This is a genomic window from Streptomyces sp. NPDC059897 (assembly GCF_042730865.1).
Classification (GTDB): Bacteria; Actinomycetota; Actinomycetes; order Streptomycetales; family Streptomycetaceae; genus Streptomyces.
The window spans coordinates 69,995-91,029 of record NZ_JBHWKQ010000028.1; the positions used below are offsets into that span (position 1 = coordinate 69,995).

16 protein-coding genes are annotated in these 21,035 nt (G+C 73.1%); 12 read left to right on the forward strand and 4 right to left on the reverse strand.

Features of this window, described 5'->3' with window-relative positions:
• Window positions 1–357 precede the first annotated feature (357 nt).
• The 3 genes from ACFV9W_RS27150 to ACFV9W_RS27160 all read left to right on the forward strand — a co-directional run bounded on the left by ACFV9W_RS27150 (window position 358) and on the right by ACFV9W_RS27160 (window position 3,950).
• Entirely contained in the window at window positions 358–1,629 is a 1,272-nt protein-coding gene (locus ACFV9W_RS27150; protein ID WP_385765440.1) for a peptidoglycan recognition protein, read from the forward strand.
• A gap of 91 nt (window positions 1,630–1,720) precedes the next feature.
• Window positions 1,721–2,803, forward strand: coding sequence for a sugar phosphate nucleotidyltransferase (locus tag ACFV9W_RS27155; protein ID WP_385765443.1), 1,083 nt, complete (start codon window positions 1,721–1,723; stop codon window positions 2,801–2,803).
• Between the two features lie 232 nt (window positions 2,804–3,035).
• Complete coding sequence (locus ACFV9W_RS27160) at window positions 3,036–3,950, forward strand: DNA-3-methyladenine glycosylase family protein (protein ID WP_385765446.1); 915 nt, start codon at window positions 3,036–3,038, stop codon at window positions 3,948–3,950.
• A 60-nt stretch (window positions 3,951–4,010) separates the two neighbouring features.
• Here the strand turns inward: ACFV9W_RS27160 and ACFV9W_RS27165 are convergent, their stop codons facing one another.
• Genes ACFV9W_RS27165 through ACFV9W_RS27175 form a run of 3 tightly spaced genes read right to left on the reverse strand, consistent with a single transcriptional unit; the run spans window position 4,011 to window position 6,863 of the window.
• Entirely contained in the window at window positions 4,011–5,321 is a 1,311-nt protein-coding gene (locus tag ACFV9W_RS27165) for a coenzyme F420-0:L-glutamate ligase (protein WP_385765502.1), read from the reverse strand.
• 14 nt (window positions 5,322–5,335) lie between these two features.
• On the reverse strand, window positions 5,336–6,304 hold the full coding sequence (gene cofD / locus ACFV9W_RS27170; RefSeq protein ID WP_385765449.1) for a 2-phospho-L-lactate transferase: 969 nt from the start codon (window positions 6,302–6,304) through the stop codon (window positions 5,336–5,338).
• Between the two features lie 43 nt (window positions 6,305–6,347).
• Window positions 6,348–6,863 carry a cysteine dioxygenase gene (locus tag ACFV9W_RS27175; protein WP_385765452.1) on the reverse strand — a complete coding sequence of 172 codons (516 nt, stop codon included), beginning with the start codon at window positions 6,861–6,863 and terminating at the stop codon, window positions 6,348–6,350.
• A 616-nt stretch (window positions 6,864–7,479) separates the two neighbouring features.
• Here ACFV9W_RS27175 and ACFV9W_RS27180 point away from each other — a divergent pair.
• The 3 genes from ACFV9W_RS27180 (at window position 7,480) to ACFV9W_RS27190 (ending at window position 13,043) form a co-directional block, all read left to right on the forward strand.
• A complete protein-coding gene (locus ACFV9W_RS27180; RefSeq protein ID WP_127831770.1) occupies window positions 7,480–7,743 on the forward strand; it encodes a WhiB family transcriptional regulator in 264 nt (87 codons plus the stop codon).
• Window positions 7,744–7,908: 165 nt separating this feature from the next.
• On the forward strand, window positions 7,909–11,586 hold the full coding sequence (locus ACFV9W_RS27185; protein ID WP_385765456.1) for a glycosyltransferase: 3,678 nt from the start codon (window positions 7,909–7,911) through the stop codon (window positions 11,584–11,586).
• Complete coding sequence (locus ACFV9W_RS27190; RefSeq protein ID WP_385765459.1) at window positions 11,583–13,043, forward strand: DUF5719 family protein; 1,461 nt, start codon at window positions 11,583–11,585, stop codon at window positions 13,041–13,043. The genes ACFV9W_RS27185 and ACFV9W_RS27190 overlap by 4 nt, the downstream gene beginning before the upstream one ends.
• Window positions 13,044–13,067: 24 nt before the next feature.
• Here the strand turns inward: ACFV9W_RS27190 and ACFV9W_RS27195 are convergent, their stop codons facing one another.
• Window positions 13,068–13,562, reverse strand: a complete 495-nt coding sequence (locus ACFV9W_RS27195) for a metallopeptidase family protein (protein WP_385765505.1) — start codon at window positions 13,560–13,562, stop codon at window positions 13,068–13,070.
• 321 nt (window positions 13,563–13,883) lie between these two features.
• Here ACFV9W_RS27195 and ACFV9W_RS27200 point away from each other — a divergent pair, with 321 nt between their 5' ends.
• The 6 genes from ACFV9W_RS27200 to manA all read left to right on the forward strand — a co-directional run bounded on the left by ACFV9W_RS27200 (window position 13,884) and on the right by manA (window position 20,949).
• Complete coding sequence (locus tag ACFV9W_RS27200; RefSeq protein ID WP_385765462.1) at window positions 13,884–14,261, forward strand: DUF3499 domain-containing protein; 378 nt, start codon at window positions 13,884–13,886, stop codon at window positions 14,259–14,261.
• 119 nt (window positions 14,262–14,380) lie between these two features.
• Window positions 14,381–15,997: an L-lactate permease gene (locus ACFV9W_RS27205; protein ID WP_385765465.1), complete on the forward strand. Its 1,617-nt coding sequence runs from the start codon at window positions 14,381–14,383 to the stop codon at window positions 15,995–15,997.
• A gap of 149 nt (window positions 15,998–16,146) precedes the next feature.
• Window positions 16,147–17,514 (forward strand): phosphomannomutase/phosphoglucomutase, encoded by a 1,368-nt coding sequence (locus ACFV9W_RS27210; RefSeq protein ID WP_385765468.1) that lies wholly within the window; start codon window positions 16,147–16,149, stop codon window positions 17,512–17,514.
• Window positions 17,515–18,383: 869 nt separating this feature from the next.
• Window positions 18,384–18,554: a Trm112 family protein gene (locus ACFV9W_RS27215; RefSeq protein ID WP_266710935.1), complete on the forward strand. Its 171-nt coding sequence runs from the start codon at window positions 18,384–18,386 to the stop codon at window positions 18,552–18,554.
• A 37-nt stretch (window positions 18,555–18,591) separates the two neighbouring features.
• Window positions 18,592–19,719, forward strand: coding sequence for an SIS domain-containing protein (locus tag ACFV9W_RS27220; RefSeq protein WP_385765470.1), 1,128 nt, complete (start codon window positions 18,592–18,594; stop codon window positions 19,717–19,719).
• Between the two features lie 78 nt (window positions 19,720–19,797).
• A complete protein-coding gene (gene manA / locus ACFV9W_RS27225) occupies window positions 19,798–20,949 on the forward strand; it encodes a mannose-6-phosphate isomerase, class I (protein WP_385765473.1) in 1,152 nt (383 codons plus the stop codon).
• Window positions 20,950–21,035: the final 86 nt, after the last annotated feature.

The window sequence follows — 21,035 nt, forward strand, 5'->3', positions numbered from 1 at the left end:
GCCTTGGCCGCACGCCGTCTCCGCCTTGAGCAACCCGCCCGCCCTGCCCGCGCGCCACCACCGCCGCCTTGGGCAATCTGCCGCCTTGGGCGGCAGGGTGGGCAAGGCGGCCCCCGGTGCCGCGCAACGAAACCCACCGGCGCCGACCCCGGCACACCTGATCACCCCCGGTGCCGCGCAACGAAACCCACCGGCGCCGACCCCGGCACACCTGATCACCCCCCGGTGCCGCGCAACGAAACCCACCAGCCCCCACCCCGGCACAGCTGGCCACCCCCGACGCCGCGCAACAGTCCCAACACCCGTATGACCCTCCCCCGATGGCCCCCGCCCAGGGAACCGCACACGATCGTGCGCATGCGTGGATTCCTTGCTTCATCGATCGGTGTCACGTGCGCGACGGCCCTGGCCCTCCCGCTCACCCTGCCCACGGCCTCGCACGCCGCGCCGTCCCCGACGCGCGAAGCGGTCCCCGGCAGCACCCAGTCCCTCCCCCTCGAACCGTCGCCCACCGGCACCGCGACCCGCGCCGCCGGCGTCCCCCAAGAACAGGGGCTCACACGCCGCGACGTGCGCCCCTTCTCCCTCGTCGGCGTCGTCTGGGACGACCCGGACGACCACCTCCACGGCCACGTACAAGTACGTACGCGGACCACGGACACCACCCGCTGGTCCACCTGGCAGGACGTGGAGACCCACAACGACGACGCCCCCGACCTGGACACCCCGGAGCGCGCCGCAGGCACCCTGCACGGCTCGACCGCCCCCCTCTGGGTCGGCGACAGCGACGGCGTGGAGGTACGCGTCAAGGCGGAGGTTCCCGACGACGAACGCGCCACGGAACCGGCCGCCCTCCCCAAGGGCCTGCGCCTCGAACTCGTCGCCCCCGGCGACGAGCCCCCGCAGGGCTCCCGCGCGGAAGGCACCACCGCGGGCGTCATCCCCGCCCTCGACAAGAAGCAGACGGAGGACGAACTGCTGGAGGCCCGCGGCGCCGACCCCGCCGCAGCCGGCTCCCGCCCGTTCATCGGCCCGCGCCCGCGCATCATCACGCGCAAGGGCTGGGGCGCCAACGAGAAACTCCGGGAACGCAAGCTCGGCTACACCAAAACCGTCAAGGCGGCGTTCGTCCACCACAGCGCGACCGGCAACAACTACCGCTGCTCGCAAGCCCCTTCACTCATCCGCAGTATCTACCGCTACCACGTCAAGAGCAGTGGCTGGCGTGACATCGGCTACAACTTCCTCGTGGACAAGTGCGGAAACATCTACGAAGGCCGGGCCGGCGGCGTCGCCAAGCCGGTGATGGGCGCACACACCCTCGGCTTCAACACCAACAGCACGGGTATCGCGGTCCTGGGCTCGTACGGCAGCTCCAACCCGCCCCGCTCGGCCGTCAAGGCCATCGCCCGGCTCACGGCCTGGAAGCTCGGTCTGCACGGCGCGAATCCGCGCGGCTCGACATATCTGAAGTCGGGCGGTGGCAATCTCTACCGCAAGGGAAAGAATGTACGACTCAAGGTGATCTCCGGTCACAGGGACGGTTTCGCGACCGAATGTCCGGGACGCCGCCTCTACAACAAGCTCGGCAGCGCCCGCACCAGCTCCGCCCACCTACAGGGCCGCTGACGCCGGCCGGCCTGGGCGCCTCGCACGGTCTGCATACACTGGCCGGCCGAAAGACAGTTCGGCCGGCCCAAGCAGGAAGCAGAGACGACAGGTGACAGAAGCGATCCTCCTGGTCGGCGGCAAGGGCACCAGACTCCGGCCACTCACGGTGAACACGCCGAAACCGATGGTCCCGGCGGCCGGTGTGCCGTTCCTCACGCACCAGCTGGCGCGCGCGAAGGCGGCGGGCGTCGACCACATCGTTCTGGCCACCTCCTACCTGGCCGAGGTCTTCGAGCCCTACTTCGGCGACGGCTCCCGCCTCGGCCTCCACCTCGAATACGTCACCGAGGTCGAACCCCTCGGCACCGGCGGCGCCATCCGCAACGTCGCCTCCCACCTGCACTCGGGCCCCGACGAGCCGGTCCTGATCTTCAACGGCGACATCCTGACGGGCCTCGACATCGCGGCCCTGGTCGACGAGCACAGCACGTCGGGCGCGGACGTCTCCCTGCACCTCTCCCGCGTCGAGGACCCGCGCGCCTACGGCCTGGTCCCCACGGACGCCACAGGCCGCGTGACGGCCTTCCTGGAGAAGCCCCAGACCCCCGAAGAGATCGTCACGGACCAGATCAACGCGGGCGCGTACGTCTTCCGCCGCTCGGTCATCGACACGATCCCGACGGGCCGCCCGGTCTCGGTCGAGCGCGAGACGTTCCCGGACCTCCTGGCCTCCGGAGCCCACCTCCAGGGCATGGTCGACTCGACCTACTGGCTGGACCTCGGCACCCCCCAGGCCTTCGTCCGCGGCTCCGCCGACCTGGTCATGGGCCGCGCCCCGTCGCCCGCGGTCCCGGGCCGCAGGGGCGACCGCCTGGTCCTGCCGTCGGCCCGCGTGGCACCGGACGCGAAGCTCACCGAGGGCACGGTCGTGAGCGAGGGCGCACAGATCGGCGAGGGCGCCCGCATCTCCGGCTCCGCGATCCTGCCGGACGCCGTGATCGAACCGGGCGCGGTGATCACCGACTCCCTGGTCGGCACGGCGGCCCGCGTGGGCGCCCGTACGACCCTCAAGGACGCGGTGATAGGAGACGGCGCCCACGTGGGCGCGGACAACGAACTCCACTCGGGCATCCGCGTGTGGTGCAACACAACCCTCCCCCCGGCCTCGATCCGCTTCTCGTCGGACCAGTAGTCCAAGCGGCTGCCCCATTCAAGCCCCGCCAGCGGCTGAGCCAATCAAGCCTCCGCCGACGGCTGAGCCAATCAAGCCCCGCCGGCGATTGAGGCGCGGGGTCCGGGGCAGAGCCCCGAGTCGTCAACCACGGGGCCCCGAAGGGGCAATTTCGGGAAGGGGCGGGTTGGGGGAGAAAACCACTTACCCTCGAAGAACCCCCGCCCCACCACCCGCCCACCAGAAGGACCCCGTGGCCGGCCGCCGATACCCCACCGAAACCCCTCTCCACCTGGGCCTCACCCTGAGCCCCCTGCGCAGAGGCCCCGCGGACCCCACCTTCCGCACCACCCCGGACGGCTCGGTATGGCGATCCAGCCGCACCCCCCAGGGCCCGGCCACCCTCCAGGTCACAGAGGAGCGCGACGGCACGGTCCGGACCCGAACCTGGGGCGAGGGAGCCGACTGGCTCCAGTCCCAACTCCCGCACCTGCTCGGCGAGTCGGACGACCCGACCGCCTTTGAACCCCGTCACCGTCTGGTCGCGCAGACGACCCGCCGCCGCCCCGGCCTCCGCCTGACCCGCACGAACCTGGTCCTCGAATCCCTGATCCCGTCGATCCTGGAACAGAAGGTCACGACGGACGAGGCGTACCGCGCCTGGCGCCTGCTCCTGAACAAGTACGGCGAACCGGCCCCGGGCCCGGCCGGCGAGGACCTGCGCATGCGCGTGATGCCCGACCCGCGCACCTGGACGCTGATCCCCTCCTGGGAGTGGCACAAGGCGGGCGTGGACAACAAGCGCGCCTCGACGATCATCCGCGCGGCCAAGGTGGCCCGCCGCCTGGAGGAGGCGGCGCGGATGGCGCCGGGGGAGGCCCGCACCCGCCTGGAACTGGTCCCCGGCATCGGCCCCTGGACCTCCGCGGAGACGGTCCAGCGCACGCACGGCGCCCCCGACGAGGTGACGACGGGCGATCTGCACCTGCCCGGAATCGTCGGCTATGCCCTCGCGGCCAACCGGGACGCGACGGACGAGGTCATGCTGGAACTCCTGGCCCCGTACGCGGGCCAGCGCCACCGGGCGGCCCGCCTGATCATGCTCAGCGGCGTCTCACCGCCGCGCAGGCAGCCCAAGATGCGCAAGGTGGACATCGCGCAGTGGTGAGTTGAGGGAACCCGCGACACAGAACCGCCCGCGACGCCCACCCGCTCTCGGCAAAGCGCCCTACCGCACCTCGACAAAATCGGAGACGACCCGCTCCGGCCGATCCCCCGGCGCCCCCGCGGCGTGCCCCACCGCGACGGCCCCCATCGGATCCCACGACTCCGGCAGCCCGAGCACCTCCCGCACGACATCCCGGCAGAACATCGTCGACGAGACCCACGCGGACCCGAGCCGCTCCCCGGCCAGGGCGACCAGGAAGTTCTGCACCCCGGCCCCGGTGGCCACGACGAACATCTCCCGCTCGGCGGCGTCCCGCCGCTCGTCCCCGTACGTGTGCGACCCGTCCATCACGAGACAGGGCACCACCAGATAGGGCGCGTTGCGCAGCACGTCCCCGCGCCGCACCCGCTTCGCGATGGACTCCTCGCTCTTGCCGTCCCGCCGCAGATCCGCGATCCACGCGTCCCGCATCGCGTCGAGCAGCCGCGTGCGCGACTCCTGCGACTCCAGGAGCACGAACCGCCACGGCGTCGTGTGATGCGGCGCGGGCGCCGTGACGGCCGCGGCGACGGCCCGCCGCACGGCCCCCGGGTCGACCGGCTCGTCGGTGAACGCCCGCACGGTCCGCCGCTGCGTCACGGCCTCCCGCACCGCCTCCGACGTGCCGAGCCGGAACATGTCGTCGCGCGCGACCCGCACCAACTCCCGTGCGGAGCCGCCCTGTTCGCCCTCGCCGGTGGCCGCGTCGAGGCCACGCACCACGGCGACCGGCAGCCCGCCGGCCTTCCCCTTCACGAGGTCGCCCGCGGCCGCCAGCTCGTCCGCCGTGGCCACCACGGTGGCGCTGAGCGGATTCCCGTACGCGTCCGTGCCGCCCCGCAGGTCGTCGAGTACGCGCACGCCCGCCGCCCCGATGGCGACATCGGTGAGCCCGGTCCGCCACGGTCTGCCGAAGGTGTCGGTGACGACGACCCCGACCTCGACGCCCAACGCGTCGCGCACGCCGTCGCGGATGGCGGCGGCCGAGGCGTCCGGGTCCTCGGGCAGCAGCAGCACCGTCCCGGCCGGGGTGTTGGAGGCGTCGACGCCCGCCGCGGCCATCACGAGCCCCAGCTTGTTCTCGACGATCCGCAGCGGGCCGCGCCGCGCCACGACCCGTACGGTCTCGGCGTCTATCGCGGCCTCCCGGTCGTCGGCCCGCAGCACTCGCCCCTCGGCCTTGCTGACGATCTTCGAGGTCACGAGCAGCACGTCACCGTCGACGAGCCCCGGCTCGGCGGCGGCGATCAGCTTCGCGAGGTCGTCGCCCTCGCGTACTTCGGGGAGCCCGGGGACGGCCCAGGCGCGAAAGGACGGAGCGTCGGGGGACATCGCCGCAGGGGAAGTCACGCGCCCCGCACCTCCTCGGCGAGCTTCAGGGCCTCGCGCGCCATCTCCGCCGCGGCGGTGCCCTCCACGGGGTCCGTCATCATCAGCGGCACGGCGCGGCAGGGGATCCCGGCCGCCTCGACGCGCTCCACGGCCTTCTCGTCGACCGTGTCGACCAGCCAACCGTCGAGCAGTCCCGCCCCGTAGTGCTCGGCGACGGCGGCCGCACTGGACTCCACGCCGACGGCCGCGAGCACCTTGTCCGCCATGCCGCGCACCGGCGCGTCACCGACGATCGGGGAGAGCCCGACGACGGGCGCGCCCGCCTCGGCGATGGCCTCTCGGATCCCCGGGACCGCCAGGATCGTCCCGACGCTCACCACGGGGTTCGACGGCGGGAAGATGATCACGTCGGCCTCGGCGATGGCCTCCAGGACGCCCGGCGCGGGCTTCGCCTCCTGGGCCCCCACCGGCACGACGGCCTGCGCGTCCACGGAGGCGCGCAGCTTCACCCAGTACTCCTGGAAGTGCACGGCCTTGCGCTCGCCGTCCACATCGACCGCCACGTGCGTCTCCACGCGGTCGTCCGACATGGGCAGGAGCCGCACGCCCGGCTGCCACCGCTCGCACAGCGCCTCGGTGACGGCGCTGAGCGGGTAGCCGGCGCTCAGCATCTGCGTACGGACGATGTGCGTCGCGAAGTCCCGGTCGCCGAGCCCGAACCACTTGGGTCCGACCCCGTACGCCGCGAGCTCCTCCTTGACCGTGAACGCCTCGTCCGTGCGCCCCCAGCCCTGCTCCTCGTTGATGCCGCCGCCCAGCGTGTACATCACCGTGTCGAGGTCCGGGCAGACCTTCAGGCCGAAGAGGTGGATGTCGTCCCCGGTGTTGCCGATGACCGTGATGTCCGCGTCCGGTGCCGCCTGCTTGAGACCGCGAAGGAACCGGGCACCACCGATGCCGCCTGCCAGAACCACAATGCGCATGTGCCCAGCATCGCAGGCACCTCTGACAACGCGTCGGCCGGTCTCAGACAGTGGCGTCCGCGGCGGCGCCCTCGGCGCCGTCCGCGACCGAGCAGGTGGGGGTGTGCATGGGCATCTCGGTCAGTCCGGGGAAGTAGACGTGCAGGCTGACCGCGGGTTCGAGCGAGTCGTTGACGACCTCGTGCACGTACCCGGGCGCGAAGACCCGCTGCGCGCCGGTGCCGAGCGCGCGCACGCCCCCTTCCGTACGCTCCGTCAGTTCGCCCTGCAGCAGCGCCAGTACGCCGGAGGAGAGGCCGTGGTCGTGCAGTCCGCTGCCCTGGCCCGGCACCCACGAGAGCAGCCACACCTCGTAGCCGGGCCCGGTGCGCAGGCGGTGGTACCAGCGGGTCGTGGCGTCGTACTCGACGAGGTGCTCCCACTGGGAGCGGTCGGCGGCGATGGAGCGCGCGAGGCCGACGAACTCGGCCACCGTCTCGGGGTGCTCCCGGGCGGGCTGCAGCAGGTGCGGTACTTCGAAGAGGTCGCCGGCGATCTGGAGGTCGCTGTCGCTGTTCATGGGGTGGTGGTGTTCCTCAAGGGAGTGCGGTGCACAGGGCCGTACTGGGATGAGAAGAAGCGTGGTCGGAGCTCTGGAGGCTCAACGACTCAACAGCTGGAACAGCAACAGCAACACGCGAGGGCAGCGCGAACGGACCCGGCGGTGCGGGTCGTCGAGGGTGCCGGATTCGCGAGCATGCCCATCAGGACAGCGGGTCATGCCCTTGTTGTCAACCCAATGTCCGGATTGTGGAATACGGTTCACCTCATCCGGTGTCCTTGTCAGGCGAAAGGTTTGTGCAGCGAGCCGACAGGACATGTGGCGCAGCAACCCGGCGCGCAAACGTCGGAACGTCAGTGATCTTCGCGGCGTCCTTCCTTGTAGCGGTTCATCGAAGGAGGGGTCGTCGCGCGGTGTGCGGTCGGCTCCACATGAGCCGCGGGCAAGTGTCACGGTTTTTGGCGATTTGAACACTTTCCGCATAGCCTTGGTTCCGCAGAGTGAATAACGGGCCCAATAGCAGATCTCGGCTTGACTGCCCCGGATCGGCACACTTGTAATTTCACTCGTGTCGTTCAGCCGAAATCGGTAGCGGCAACATCACGGGGACGCACGGACAGACGAGGGGCGCACTATGACCGAGTCGTTTCAGGATCTGCTGGTCGAGGACGCGGAAGAAGAACTCGGCTGGCAGGAGCGCGCGCTGTGCGCCCAGACCGACCCCGAATCCTTCTTCCCCGAGAAGGGCGGCTCCACGAGAGAGGCCAAAAAGGTCTGCCTCGCGTGCGAGGTCCGCTCCGAGTGCCTCGAATACGCGCTCGCCAATGACGAACGCTTCGGGATCTGGGGCGGCCTCTCCGAGCGTGAGCGCCGCCGGCTGAAGAAGGCCGCCGTCTAGTCCCCGAGATGTGCGGTGCTTTCCGGCCCGCTGCCCGTGGTTGTCCACAGGCGGCGGGTCGCTGTTGTTGGCAGCCGTTAGTGTGGGGCCCCGTCCCGGACGCCACCGTGTCCCCAGCGGGCGCGGGCGTCCACCGCAGTCCAACGAACCGGGGCCCGTACCTCGATGTCCGTGCACAGCCACTCGGCAGGCCAATTCGGTACTGCCGCCGCCGCGTTCAACCCGGGGCCCGCAGCAGGGGTCGACCCGAGCAGCGCCCCCGAGTTCCCCAGGCATGTCGTCACCGCCGTCGTCGTCTCGCACGACGGAGCGCGCTGGCTGCCCGACGTTCTGTCAGGTCTGCTCTCCCAGGAGCGCCCCGTGCAGAACGCGATGGCGGCCGACACCGGCAGCGCCGACGAGTCCGCCGCGCTCGTCGCCCGCGCCATCGGTGACGACCGCGTGCTGCACCTCGCGCGCCGCACCGGCTTCGGCCAGGCCGTCGAGGAGGCCGTGCGCAGCGCGGGCGTCCTCACCCCCGAAGAGCTTCCGTACCTGAAGCGCCCCAGCGGCTGGGACCCCGTCAGCCGCAGCTGGCGCGACGACGCGTACGACCTGCCGGACCTGCCGCACGGCGAACCGGAGCAGTGGCTCTGGCTGCTGCACGACGACTGCGCGCCCGATCCCGACGCGCTCGCCCAGATGCTGCGCGTCGTCGAGATGGAGCGCGAGGCCGGCAGCGACGTCGCCATCGTCGGCCCCAAGCTCCGCGGCTGGTACGACCGGAGGCAGCTCCTCGAGGTCGGCGTCTCCATCGCCCACTCCGGGCGCCGCTGGACCGGCCTCGACCGCCGCGAGCAGGACCAGGGGCAGCACGACCACGTGCGGCCCGTCCTGTCCGTGTCCACCGCGGGCATGCTGATCCGGCGTGACGTCTTCGAGCAGCTCGGCGGCTTCGACCGCAGGCTGCCGCTGATGCGTGACGATGTCGACCTGTGCTGGCGCGCCCAGGCCGCCGGCCACCGGGTCGTCGTCGCCCCCGACGCCGTCGTGCGGCACGCCGAGGCGTCCTCGCGCGAGCGCCGCACCGTCGACTGCGTCGGCCGCACCGCCACGTCGCCGCACAAGGTCGACAAGGCGGGCGCCGTCTACACCCTGCTCGCCAACGCGCGCGGGGCGACGCTTCCGTGGGTCCTGCTCCGCGTCGTGTTCGGCACGGTGCTGCGGACGCTCGCGTACCTCGTCGGCAAGGTGCCGGGACAGGCCTTCGACGAGATCACCGGCCTGCTGGCGACGCTGCTGCGGCCGGGGCGGATCCTCGCCGCCCGCAGACAGCGCGGCAAGGGCGCCGTCGACCCCAAGGAACTGCGCCCGCTGTTCCCGCCGCCGGGCGCGACGGTGCGGCTCACCGTCGAGCAGGTGGCGGGCAGCCTCTTCGAGGGCTCCGACCCGGAGACCGCCAGGGCGGGCCGGCACGGCGGCGGTGGCCTCGAGTCGCCCGACGACGCCGAGTTCGTCCGGGTCGAGCGGTTCGCGCGCCTCAAGCGCATCGCCCGCAACCCCGGGCCCGTGCTCGTCGTGTTGCTGCTCTTCGTCTCCCTCATCGCCTGCAGAGGGCTGCTGGGCGGCGGGGCGCTCGCGGGCGGCGCGCTGCTGCCGGCTCCGGCAGACGCCTCCGAGCTGTGGGCGCGCTACGTGGACGCCTGGCACGCCACCAGCACGGGCGGCACCCAGGCGGCGCCCCCGTACCTCGCGGTCCTCGCCACCCTCGCCTCCGTGTTCTTCGGCTCCACCGGACTCGCGGTCACGGTGCTGCTCGTCGGCTCCGTGCCGCTCGCCGGATTCACCGCCTACTTCGCGTCCAGGCCGCTCGTCACCTCGCGCCTGCTGCGCGCGTGGGCGGCCGTCGCGTACGCCTTCCTGCCCGCCGTCACGGGCGCCCTCGCGGGCGGCCGCATCGGCACCGCGGTCCTCGCGATCCTGCTGCCGCTCCTCGCGCGCGCGGGCCTCGCCGCCTCGGGCCTGACGCACACTCAGGGCGGGCGCGGCAGCTGGCGGGCCACCTGGGCGTACGCGCTGCTGCTCACGATCACGACGGCCTTCACGCCGATCGTGTGGCCGATCGCGCTGGTCCTCGGCATCGCCCTCCTCGTCGTGCGGCGCTCGGACATCACCGCCTACGGACTGCGCTTCCTGGCCGTGCTCGGCACGCCGCTGCTGATGCTCGCGCCGTGGTCCCTCTCGCTGCTCCCGTTCGGCTTCTTCAAGGAGGCCGGACTCCCGTACGAGGCGGGGGCCGCGACCGGGTTCAGCCTGCTCGGCGCCTCGCCGGGCGGCTCCGGGACCACGGGCAGCCTGCTGCTCGTCGGCATCGTCCTCGCCGCGCTGGCGGCCCTGCTCCGCACCGAGCGGCGTCTCGCGATCCTCACCGCCTGGGCCGTCGCCTTCGTGGCGCTGGTCTTCGCGGCGCTGTCGAACGGCTCGGCGTGGGCCGGACCCGCCACCCTCGTCTACGGCATCGCGCTCCTGGCCGCCGCCGCGCTCGGCGCCGACGGCGCGCGCTCGCGCGTGGCCGAGCAGAGCTTCGGCTGGCGCCAGCCGGTGGCCGCGCTCATCGCGTTCGCCGCGGCGGCCGGCCCCGTACTGCTCGCCGCGGGCTGGATGATCGGCGGCGCCGACGGGCCCGTGGAGCGGCGCGACCCGGTGCAGGTGCCCGCGTTCGTCGCCGAGGAAGCCGGCACCCGCGACCAGGCCCGCACGCTCGTCATGGACGGCTCCACGGGCGACGTCTCGTACTCGCTGGTCCGGGGCGCGGGCGCGCGCCTCGGGGACGGCGAGCTGACCGAGGCCGCGGGCGAGAACGCCAGGCTCGACAAGGTCGTCGCCAACCTGGTCGCGGGCTCCGGCGCCGACCAGGCCGACCAGCTCGGCGGCTTCGCCGTGCGCTACGTGCTCGTACGGGGCGGGGCGCCGCGCGAGGTGAGCCGCGTCCTCGACGCGACGCCCGGCCTGACCCGGCTCAGCCAGCAGGACGGCACGGCGCTGTGGCGCGTCGACCGGCAGGTGGCGCGGGCCGTCGTCCTGCCGAAGGCCGGAGTCGGTTCCACCGCGGAGGAGTCCGTGCCGGTCGCGGCGGGCCCCGTAGAGCTGCACACGAAGGTGCCGCAGGGCAAGGAGGGCCGCATCCTGCGCCTCGCCGACCAGTCCGCCGAGGGCTGGACCGCGACGCTGGACGGCGCGCCCTTGACGAAGACCACCGTCGACGGCTGGGCGCAGGGCTTCGAACTGCCCGCCTCGGGCGGCACGCTGGACGTCACCTACGACGCCCCGATCACGCACACCCTCTGGCTGTGGGCGCAGGGCGCGCTCGCCCTCGTCCTCGTGGTGCTCGCCCTGCCGGGCCGCCGTGAGAACGTCGACGACGACCTGCCGGACGAGCCCGTGGTGACCGCCGAGGACCTCGCGGGCGACGGCCGCAGGGCCCGCCGACTGCGCGCCCAGGCCGAGGCGGAGCAGGCGGCCCAGGCCGAGCCGGCGCCGCAGCCGGTTCCGGGCGCCGCAGTGCCTCCTCCTCCGGAGGAGGCCCCGGTGGCCGGCTTCCCGCACCAGCAGACGTACGCGGAGTGGGACCAGCCCAGCTACGCGTCCGCCGAGTACGGCACCTACGCGGCGGGGGAGCAGCAGTACCAGGCCGGTGCCTACGGCTACGACCAGCAGGCCGACCCCTACCAGGCGGGCCAGTACGACCCGTACGCCTACGGAGGCGGGTACGAGCAGCACCAGCCGTTCGACCCCGCGTACGAGCAGCAGCACGGCCACGGCAACGGCGCCGACAATGAGCGCCCCGACGGGAGCCAGCAGTGAACCGCACGACCCTGTCCCTGATCGCCGCCGTGACCGCCCTGGCCGCCGTCACGGGCTTCGCCGCGGCCACGACGCCCGGCGGGGACGACACGTCCGGCAGTACGGCCGCCGCGCGCCTGCCCGTCGAGCGCTCCAGCCTGCTGTGCCCGGAGCCCAGCCAGTCCGACCTCGCCGAGACCGCGTACACCTCGTACACGCCCGTGACGAAGGGCACCGAGGGCGCGGGCGCGGCGGAGCTGCTGCCCGCCAAGGGCGGCAAGGAGGGCAAGGCGGTCGTCACCCCGAAGAAGCCCGGCACGCCCGTCGCGGGCGAGTCCTCGGGGGCGGAGGCGCCCGCGCTGACCGGCACCGCCGACGGCCCCCTCGCGCCCGGCTGGACCGTCCAGCAGACCACCAGCGTGACCGCGGGCTCCGGCCGCGGACTGCTCGGCGTGAACTGCTCGGAGCCCGACACGGACTTCTACTTCCCCGGCGCCAGCACCGCCAAGGGCCGCAGCGACTACGTCCACCTCACGAACCCGGACGACGAGGCCGCGGTCGTGGACGTGCAGATGTACGGCCCCGAAGGGGCCGTCAAGTCCGACGTCGGCGAGGGCATCACCGTCCCGCCGCACTCCAGCGTCCCGGTGCTGCTGTCGACGCTGACCGACAAGGCGTACACGAACCTGACGCTGCACGTGACCGCGCGCAGCGGCCGGGTCGGGGCGGCCCTGTCGGACGTGGACGAGAAGCAGGGCGGGGACTGGCTGCCCGCATCGGCCGACCCGGCCGCGTCCCTCGTGCTGCCCGGCATCCCGAAGGACGCCAAGAACGTCCGGCTGGTCGCCTTCGCGCCGGGCCAGGACGATGCCGACCTGAAGGTCCAGCTCGCCACCTCCAGCGGCAAGATCGCGCCCGCAGGGCACGACACGCTGCACCTGAAGTCGGGCATGACCACGGCCGTCGACCTCGGCGCCGTGACGCGCGGTGACGCGGGCTCGCTGTTCCTGACGCCCGCCGAGGGCTCCGTGCCGGTCGTGGCCGCGCTGCGCGTCACGCGCGGCAAGGGCGCCGACCAGGAGACCGCGTTCATCCCGGCGACCCGGAGCATCGGCGCGCGCGCCACGGTCGCCGACAACCGCTCCAAGGGCTCCACGCTCGCCCTGACCGCCCCCGGTGCGACCGGCAAGGTCAAGGTCACCGCGTCCCCGGGCACCGAGGGCGGCACGGCGACCACGAAGGAGTACACGGTCAAGGGCGGCACCACGCTCTCGGTCACCCCGCCCGTCCCGTCCGGCCTGAAGGGCAGCTACGCGCTGACGGTGGAGCCGGTGTCGGGCGGCCCGGTGCACGGCTCGCGGATGCTGGAGAAGAAGCAGGGCTCCGTCCCCGCGTTCACGGTGCAGACGCTGCCGGACGACCGGGGCATGGTGTCGGTGCCGAAGGCCGACGAGGACCTCTCGGTGGTGCAGAAGTAGCCGACCGCGGGACGGGCGGCGGGGTCAGTCCTCGCCGTCCCCGTAGTCGCCGTAGTCCCCGTACCGGGGGTCCACGGTCTCCGGGGTGAGCCCCAGGACCTCCGCGACCTGCTCGACGACGACCTCGTGCACGAGCGCGGCCTGCTCCTCGCGCCCCTTGGTACGGATCTCCACGGGGCGCCGGTAGACGACCACGCGCGCGGGGGTGTCGTCCCGCGCGGGGACGGTGCCGCCGAGCGGCACGGTGCCCCCGGTCCTGGCCTCGTCCTCGGCCGTCAGGCGCGGCACGTCCAGGATCAGGAAGTCGACCTCGGCGAGCTGCGGCCAGCGCCGCTCCAGGCGCTCCACGGAGTCCTGTACGAGATCGGAGAAGGCCTCCGCGCGGCTGGCGGACAGCGGCACCTGCGGGGGTGCCACAGGGCCGCGCATGCCCCTGCCGTGCCGGTCCCTGCGGCGCGGCGGGCGCGGCTCCCCGGTGGGCGGCGAAACCGCGTCGTCTGTGTTGACTGGCCTTTCCATCACTGACGCAGCGTAGTCCTCCGCGGCGCCGTAAGCGGGGCGGCGCCGGACGGAGCACCCCATGTCGCTTCCTGACCGATCAAGCCATTCTTGGGGCTGATTCAACTTCTCTCCCGGATCGATGATCTCGCGGCAATTGGCGCTATATGCCCGCAGTGGTGACCGCTTTCAACTGCCCCGTGGGGCGCACAACCCGGGGTCGGCGCAGGTCATCGGGGCGCCCGCGCGCGGTGGTGTGCGCCGTATCACGCCACGACACGGTGGGGTGACCTCGGGGAGAGTCGTCGCGGCCCGCTCAAGAGTGCGGTACCGTCCAACGCTGTGAGCCCTGTACGTCGCTGTTCGCGCACCGCTTGCGGCCGTCCCGCCGTCGCGACGCTGACGTACGTCTACGCCGACTCGACCGCGGTCCTCGGCCCCCTCGCCACCTACGCCGAACCCCACTGCTACGACCTGTGCGCCGAGCACTCCGAGCGCCTCACCGCGCCGCGCGGCTGGGAGGTCGTCCGGCTCTCCGACGGCAGCGGTCCCAGCCGCCCCAGCGGGGACGACCTGGAGGCCCTCGCCAACGCCGTGCGCGAGGCGGCCCGCCCGCAGGAGCGCGCGGCCGAGGCCGGTGGCTCAGGGCCGCGCACCGCGGACCCCATGGAGGTCGCCCGCCGCGGCCACCTCCGGGTGCTGCGCTCGCCCGACAACTGACCAATTTCCTTCTGGATCAGCCCCCTTCACGGGATCTTCACAGTCGCACGCGTTGACCCGTGATTGTTGAGGACACGACGATTTCGCCACCCGACTCCGGGATTCCGGGAGGCGAAATCGTGTTCGTCCAGCAATTGGAGCCCGTAGGCGGCTCGCTCGGCCTGTCCGCGCTCGTCGCGGCCCTGCCGCTCGTGACCGTCCTCGTCCTGCTCGGCGCCGTGCGCATGAAGGCGCACCGGGCGGGCCTGATCGGTCTCGCCGTGGCAGCCGCCGTCGGCTGGCTCGCGTACGACATGCCCCTGGGGCAGACCGTCTCCAGCGCCGCGCAGGGTGCGGTCTTCGGGCTCTTCCCCATCATGTGGATCGTCGTCAACGCCCTGTGGGTGTACCGGATGACGGTGCGCACCCGGCACTTCGACATCCTGCGCCGCTCCTTCGGGCGGCTCTCCGACGATCCGCGCATCCAGGCGCTCGTCGTCGCGTTCTGTTTCGGCGCGCTCTTGGAGGCGCTCGCCGGGTTCGGGGCGCCGGTCGCCATCTGCTCGGTGATGCTGGTCGCGCTCGGCTTCGACCCCGTGAAGGCCGCGGTCGTCGCGCTCGTCGCCAACACGGCGCCCGTCGCCTTCGGCGCCATGGGCACGCCCGTCGTGACGCTGGCTCAGGTGACGGGCCTTCCGCTCGACGTCGTCGCCTCCGTGGTGGGCCGTCAGACGCCGCTGCTCGCCCTGGTGGTGCCGCTCGTGCTCGTCGGCCTGGTGGACGGCAAGCGGGGCCTGCGGGAGACCTGGGTGCCCGCCGTCGCGTGCGGATTCGCCTTCGCCGTCGCCCAGTTCGTGGCCTCCAACTACGTGTCGGCCCAACTCGCCGACATCGGCGCCGCCCTGGTCGGTGCCGGCGCGCTCGTCGCGGTGCCGCACGCGCGCAGGCCGGCCGCCGAGCCCGTACGCGCGGCCGTCCTGACCGGCGTACGCAGTGAGGACCTGGACGAGGAGGACACGCGGCCGGAGGTGCTGCGCGCCTACGCGCCGTACGCGCTGATCGTCGTGATCTTCTCCCTGGCGCAGATCCCCGCCCTCAAGGACCTGCTCGCCAAGGCCAACTGGGTCTTCGACTGGCCCTTCCTGAACGTCGCCGACCCGAGCGGCAAGCCCGTGGGCGGCAACATCTTCACGCTGCCGATCTTCTCCACCGGCGGCACGCTCGTCCTGATCGCGGGCCTGTTCACCGCGGTCGTCATCGGCGTGCACGCGCGCGACGCGGCGCGCGAATGGTTCGCCACCGTGCACGAACTGCGGTTCGCGATCCTGACGGTGACGAGCGTGCTGGCCCTCGCGTACGTCATGAACCTGTCCGGACAGGCCGCCACCATCGGGCACTTCGTGGCCGCCGCGGGCGCCGGACTCGCCTTCCTGTCGCCCGTCCTCGGCTGGTTCGGCGTCGCGGTCTCCGGTTCCGACACCTCGGCCAACGCGCTCTTCGGCGCCCTCCAGGTGACGGCCGCCCAGCAGTCGGGCCTGTCGCCGGAACTCCTCGCCGCGGCGAACAGTTCGGGCGGCGTCCTCGGCAAGATGATCTCGCCGCAGAACCTGACGATCGCCTGCGCGGCGGTCGGCCTCGCAGGCCGGGAGGGCGACCTGCTGCGCAAGGTGCTGCCGTGGAGCCTCGGCCTGCTCCTGGTGATGTGCCTGATCGTGTGGGGGCAGAGCACGGCCGTGCTGTCGTGGATGCTGCCGTGAGCGGGGGCGGGTTTCGCCAGGTACTGCTGTGACCAGTGAGGATGCGGGCGGGCGGGTTCCTCGGGAGGAATGAGGGGTTCACGGTCCGTTGTCGGTGCGGCCAGGTACTTTGTGGGTCCGTGCAGGACTCCAGGAGGGCTGGGCAGACCGTGGCTGCTGCTGATCTGTCGCAGATCGTGAAGGCGTACGACGTGCGTGGGGTGGTCCCGGACCAGTGGGACGAGGAGCTCGCCGCGCTGTTCGGTGCCGCGTTCGTGCGCGTGACCGGCGCCGACGCGATCGTCGTGGGGCATGACATGCGGCCCTCGTCGCCCGGCCTGACGGCGGCGTTCGCGCGCGGGGCCGCCGCCCTCGGCGCCGACGTCACCGAGATCGGCCTGTGCTCGACGGACCAGCTGTACTACGCGTCGGGCGCGCTCGACCTGCCAGGCGCCATGTTCACGGCCTCGCACAACCCGGCCCAGTACAACGGCATCAAGATGTGCCGGGCGGGCGCGGCGCCGGTCGGGCAGGACACGGGCCTCGCGGAGATCCGGCGCCTGGCCGAGGAGTGGAGCGCGTCGGGCGCCCCGGAGCCGGCGGCCACTCCCGGCACCGTCACGCGCCGGGACACGCTGCGGGACTACGCGGCGCACCTGCGCGGACTGGTCGACCTGACGGCGATCCGGCCGCTGAAGGTCGTGGTGGACGCGGGCAACGGGATGGGCGGGCACACGGTGCCGACGGTCCTCGAAGGCCTGCCGCTGGACGTCGTACCGATGTACTTCGAGCTGGACGGCACGTTCCCGAACCACGAGGCGAACCCGCTGGACCCGGCGAACATCGTGGACCTCCAGGCACGCGTGCGTGCGGAGGGCGCCGACCTCGGCCTCGCCTTCGACGGCGACGCGGACCGCTGCTTCGTGGTGGACGAGAACGGCGACCCGGTGTCCCCGTCCGCGATCACCGCCCTGGTCGCCGCCCGCGAACTCGCGCGCAACGGCGGCTCGGGCACGGTCATCCACAACCTGATCACCTCCTGGACCGTGCCGGAGGTCGTGAAGGAGAACGGCGGCACGCCCGTGCGCACGCGCGTGGGCCACTCCTTCATCAAGCAGGAGATGGCCACCACCGGCGCGATCTTCGGCGGCGAGCACTCCGCGCACTACTACTTCCGCGAGTTCTGGAACGCCGACACGGGCATGCTGGCGGCCCTCCACGTCCTCGCGGCCCTCGGCGGCCAGGACGGCCCGCTCTCCGCCCTGGTCGCCGCCTACGACCGGTACGCGGCCTCCGGCGAGATCAACTCCACGGTCGCCGACCAGACCGACCGCCTCGCCGCGATCAAGGCGGCGTACGCGGGCCGCGAGGGCATCACGACGGACGAGCTCGACGGCCTGACGATCACGGCGACCGACTGGTGGTTCAACGTCCGCCCGTCCAACACGGAACCGCTGCTGCGCCTGAACGCGGAGGCCCGGGACACGGCGACGATGGAAAAGATCCGCGACGAGGCCTTGGCGATCATCCGCGCCTGAGGCACACCAAGCCCCCGGCGGTGGTTGAGCCAATCAAGCCCCGCCGGCGATTGAGGCGCGGATCCCGGGGAGGGGCCCCGTGGCGTCGACCCCGGACGGACAGAGACCTCCGCCGGCCCTCGCCCGAAGTCAGGCGGCTTGTTTTCCCGCCCCACGCCATCTCCCACCCACCGCCCCCTCCGGGGGCGTCGGCCACACGGGGTGCCGCCGCGGCCCCGGCGGCGGTTGAGCCGATCAACCCCCTGCGGCGGGTGGGTAAATCAAGCCCCGCCGGCGATTGAGGCGCGGGGCCCGGGGAGGGGCCCCGCGGCGTCAAGCCCGGATGGGCCCAGGCTCGCGCCGCCTGAGGGCAATCCGCCGCCAAGGCCGACCTCCGGCACGCCGCGCTCCCGCCGGAGGCCAGGGCCCCGGCGCCCCCCGCCCCAAGCCAGGCGGCTCAATTCCACGCCCCACGCCACCTCCCACCACCCGCCCCCTCCGGGGGCCGTCGGCCGACCGGAGCGCTGCCCCCGCCTTGGGCAATCTGCCGCCTTGGGCGGCAGGGTGGGCAAGGCGGCACCCGGTGCCGCGCACCCCTCACGACGGCCCCCCGGCCACGACACGGCCCTGCGGCGATTGAGCAGCGGGGTCCGGGGCGGAGCCCCGCGGCGTCAACCCCGGGTGGGCCCAGGCTCCCGCCGCCTGGGGGCAATCCGCCGCCAAGGCCGACCTCCGGCACGCCGCGCCCCCGCCGGAGGCCACGACCCCGGTCACGACACGCCCCCCGCCCCCCGCCGGTAGGCTGGTGACCAGTGCCGTACCCCGGTCGGCCATCCGGCCACCGCACGCGGTGCAGCGCACCCGAACCCCACACCCCCCGGAGGGAAACCATGCCGCTCGAAGCCGGCCTCCTGGAGATCCTCGCCTGCCCGGCCTGCCACGCCCCGCTCAAGGAGGCCGACGCCGAGTTGATCTGCACCGGCAAGGACTGCGGCCTGGCCTACCCGGTCCGCGACGGCATCCCCGTCCTCCTGATCGACGAGGCCCGCCGCCCCGCGTAACCCCCGAAAAGAAGCCGCCCGCAGGAGGCCCGACGCCATGTTCGACGAATCGCTTCTCGACGACCCGGACGCGCTGGCCAGGGCCGACCGCCGCGGCCTGCTGCGCGGCGCCGCAGAGGCCGGCGCCCGCGTCCGCACGGCGGCCCGGCACGCGGCCGAGGCCGGCATCGCCGACCTGAAGCCCGACGGCCGCCCCCGCGCCGTCCTGATCGCGGGTCCCGGCACGGCCGCCGCGGGCGTCGCCGACTTCGTCGGACGCCTGGCGGGCGCCGCCTGCCCGGTCGTCCGCCTGCGCTCCACCGGCGTGGCCCCCGCGTCCGGCGCGCTGCGCTGGGAGCTGCCGGGCTGGGCGGGCTCGGTCGACCTCCTCCTGATCGCCACTCCGGACGGCTCGGAGCCGAGCCTCTCGCTCCTCGTCGAGCAGGCGTACCGGCGTGGCGTCACGCCCGTCGCCGTCTGCCCCTCCGGCGCCCCGCTGACCGAGTCGATCACCGCGGCCCATGGCCTGTTCGTACCGATGGCCACCGCCCCGTACGAGGCGGACGAACCCGCGGCCGCCTCCGCGCCGGGCGCACTCTGGGCGCTTCTTACGCCCCTCCTCGCGCTGCTCGACCGCACGGGCCTCCTGGCGGCCGAGCCGGACACCCTCGAGAAGGTCGCCGACCGACTCGACCAGGTCGCCGAGCGCTGCGGCCCGGCCATCGCCACGTACAGCAACCCGGCCAAGACGCTCGCCGCCGAGCTCGCCGAGGCGCTCCCGCTGATCTGGACCGAGGGCGCCGCCGCGGGCCCGGCGGGCCGCCGCTTCGCCGCCGCCCTCGCCGAGCTCGCGGGGCGCGCCGCGCTCGCCGCGGACCTGCCCGAGGCGATGCCGGCCCACGGCGCGCTCCTCACCGGCGACCTGGCCGCGGGCGCCGACCCCGACGACTTCTTCCGCGACCGCGTCGAGGAGGTCCAGATGATGCGCGCCCGCGTCGTCCTGCTGCGCGACCGGCCCGCGGGCGGCCTCACCGCCGCGCCCGCGGCCCGCGAACTCGCGCTCTCGCACGACATCGCCATCAGCGAGCTGGAGCCGGAGGAGGGCAGCGACCTGGAGACCCTCGCGGAGCTGATCGCCGTCACGGATTTCGCCGCCGTTTACCTGGGCCTCGCCTCGCGGGCCTGACCCGGACCGACCCTTTCCCCGGCCGGCCCGACGGCGCCCGGCCGCCCCGCCCTGGACCGCGTACCGAAAGAACCCCTCATGGACCGCCTCACCAACACCGTCCGCCCCTACGCCTGGGGCTCCACCACCGCCATCCCGCAGCTGATCGGCGTGGCGCCGACCGGCGAGCCGCAGGCGGAGATGTGGATGGGCGCGCACGCCGGCGCCCCCTCGCGCACCGAGCGCGGCCCGCTGAACGAGGTCATCGACGCGCACCCGGCCGACGAACTGGGCACGGCGGCCGTCGAGAAGTTCGGCCCCCGCCTCCCGTTCCTCCTCAAGCTGCTCGCCGCGGGCGCGCCCCTCTCCCTCCAGGTGCACCCCGACCTCCAGCAGGCGAAGGAGGGTTACGAGGACGAGGAGAAGCGCGGCGTCCCGATCGACGCCCCGCACCGCAACTACAAGGACGCCAACCACAAGCCCGAACTGATCTGCGCCCTCACGCCGTTCGACGGCCTGTGCGGCTTCCGCACGCCCGAGGAGGCGGCGAAGCTCCTCGAAGGCCTCGGCGTCGACAGCCTCAAGCCGTACGCCGACCTGCTGCGCGCCCACCCCGAAGAGGCGGCGCTGCGCGAGGTCCTGACCGCCGTACTGAGCGCGGACCCCGCCGAGATGGAGCGCACCGTCACCGAGGCCACGGCCGCCGCCCAGCACATCGGCGGCGCCTACGAGCCGTACGCGGGCATCGCCCACCACTACCCCGGCGACCCGGGCGTCATCGCGGCCATGCTGCTCAACTACGTCCAACTCCAGCCCGGCGAGGCCCTCTTCCTCGGCGCGGGAGTGCCGCACGCGTATCTGAACGGCCTCGGCGTCGAGATCATGGCCAACTCCGACAACGTGCTGCGCTGCGGCCTCACCCCCAAGCACGTCGACGTATCCGAACTGCTGCGCGTCGTCCGCTTCGAGGCCACCGACCCCGGCGTGCTGCGCCCCGAGGCCTCGCCCGACGGCGAAGAGGTCTACGACACCCCCATCGACGAGTTCCGCCTCTCGCGCTTCGTCCTGCCGGAGAGCGGCGCCGCCCACGACCTGACGGCCGCGACGCCGCAGATCCTGCTGTGCACGGCGGGCACCGTCCGGGCCGGCGAGCTCGCCCTCGCGCCCGGCGAGTCGGCCTTCGTTCCGGCGGGCGAAAAGGTCAATGTGTCCGGTTCCGGGACCCTTTTCCGGGCGACGGTTGTGGCCTGAGAGGCATGCGAGGCGTCCCGTGCTGCAACAATGACCCACCGCGCACGGGACGTAAGACGTAGAACCTCGAAGGGACACCAGGAACG

Bases quoted from the DNA above. Each gene is read 5' to 3' on its own strand.
- ACFV9W_RS27185 (WP_385765456.1), top strand. From the start codon at position 7,909: ATGTCCGTGCACAGCCACTCGGCAGGCCAATTCGGTACTGCCGCCGCC.
- ACFV9W_RS27220 (WP_385765470.1), top strand. From the start codon at position 18,592: ATGTTCGACGAATCGCTTCTCGACGACCCGGACGCGCTGGCCAGGGCC.
- ACFV9W_RS27180 (WP_127831770.1), top strand. From the start codon at position 7,480: ATGACCGAGTCGTTTCAGGATCTGCTGGTCGAGGACGCGGAAGAAGAA.
- manA (WP_385765473.1), top strand. From the start codon at position 19,798: ATGGACCGCCTCACCAACACCGTCCGCCCCTACGCCTGGGGCTCCACC.
- ACFV9W_RS27165 (WP_385765502.1), bottom strand. From the start codon at position 5,321: ATGTCCCCCGACGCTCCGTCCTTTCGCGCCTGGGCCGTCCCCGGGCTC.
- cofD (WP_385765449.1), bottom strand. From the start codon at position 6,304: ATGCGCATTGTGGTTCTGGCAGGCGGCATCGGTGGTGCCCGGTTCCTT.
- ACFV9W_RS27175 (WP_385765452.1), bottom strand. From the start codon at position 6,863: ATGAACAGCGACAGCGACCTCCAGATCGCCGGCGACCTCTTCGAAGTA.
- ACFV9W_RS27150 (WP_385765440.1), top strand. From the start codon at position 358: ATGCGTGGATTCCTTGCTTCATCGATCGGTGTCACGTGCGCGACGGCC.
- ACFV9W_RS27215 (WP_266710935.1), top strand. From the start codon at position 18,384: ATGCCGCTCGAAGCCGGCCTCCTGGAGATCCTCGCCTGCCCGGCCTGC.
- ACFV9W_RS27195 (WP_385765505.1), bottom strand. From the start codon at position 13,562: ATGGAAAGGCCAGTCAACACAGACGACGCGGTTTCGCCGCCCACCGGG.